At 48.4% G+C, this 1093-nt stretch carries 2 protein-coding genes; one reads left to right on the top strand and one right to left on the bottom strand.

Going from position 1 to position 1093, the window contains the following annotated elements:
- Nucleotides 1-475: FAD-dependent oxidoreductase (locus A3766_RS00195; RefSeq protein ID WP_197479128.1), on the top strand; the 475-nt coding region annotated here is incomplete at its 5' end.
- On the opposite strand, the gene A3766_RS00190 is transcribed toward A3766_RS00195, so the two are convergent.
- Nucleotides 452-1093, bottom strand: a 642-nt coding sequence (locus A3766_RS00190) for a molybdopterin-dependent oxidoreductase (RefSeq protein ID WP_156508565.1), incomplete at its 5' end; no start/stop codon positions are given. The two genes, A3766_RS00195 and A3766_RS00190, sit on opposite strands and share 24 nt — an antisense overlap.

The raw sequence follows: 1093 nt of genomic DNA, 5'->3' as shown, positions 1-1093 counted from the left end.
CGATGCGACAGCCGGTCACTTACTCCAGCAGGAACTCACAAGCCGAAACGTTAAGTTTAAAATGCCGGCCGAGACAGAAGAGCTTCTTGCAGATGATTCAGGGCATGTTAGAGCCGTTCGCTTTGCCGATGGAAGTGAGCTCGACTGCGACTTATTTGTTATGGCGATTGGCGTCAGGCCAAATTTTGAACTGGCTGAGAAAGCGGGCTTACATTGTGAAAAAGGCATTGTTGTCAGCGATACATTACAAACGTACGACCCTAGCATCTATGCTGTGGGGGAGTGCATTCAGCATAGAGGCGACACTTTTGGCCTGGTAGCACCTTTGTTCGAGCAAGCCAGAGTATGTGCTAATCACCTCAGTGGCCACGGTGTTGCGGAATACAAGACTCTCCCCAGTGCGACCAAATTAAAAGTAACCGGTATTAACTTATTCTCACTCGGTAATTTCTTAGGTGATGAAGAAGGCGAGTAAGCCGTTAAACAAGGCGACATCACTACCCATTTTCACTGGAATATGCAGGTCGGCAATATCGCAGCTATCGGTCTTTCGAGGGTCAATAACGACGAGCTTCATGTCCGGGTTTGTTTCTTTGGCTTTTTTGATGCGTTGGAACAGTACCGGGTGGCACCATGCTGCGTTAGAGCCTATCAGAACAACTAGCTTAGAGAGTTCAAAATCTTCATAGCAGTTGGGAACCGTGTCGCTGCCGAAGGCGCGCTTATGGCCAACGACGGAGGAAGACATGCATAGACGGCTGTTAGTGTCGATATTGGCGCTGCCAATAAACCCTTTCATCAGCTTATTAGCGACGTAATAATCTTCGGTTAAGAGCTGGCCAGAAGCATAAAACGCAACGGACTCGGGGCCATATTGATCGATAGTTTCTTTAAATCGGGTAGCGACATGATTGATAGTCTGATCCCAGCTGGCCGTTTTCCCTTTGATAATGGGCTTCAATAGCCTGCTAGATAGATCTAGGGTTTCACCTAGTGCCGAGCCTTTTGAGCAGAGACGGCCAAAGTTAGCTGGGTGGTGCGGGTCGCCTTGTATTGTCACGTCCCTGTTATCAGCGTGTGTTGTTGCAATAAT

The sequence above is a fragment of the Oleiphilus sp. HI0132 genome (assembly GCF_001635845.1).
Note: the sequence above shows the minus strand (reverse complement) of the source record. Positions and strands in the feature narration are given on the sequence as shown.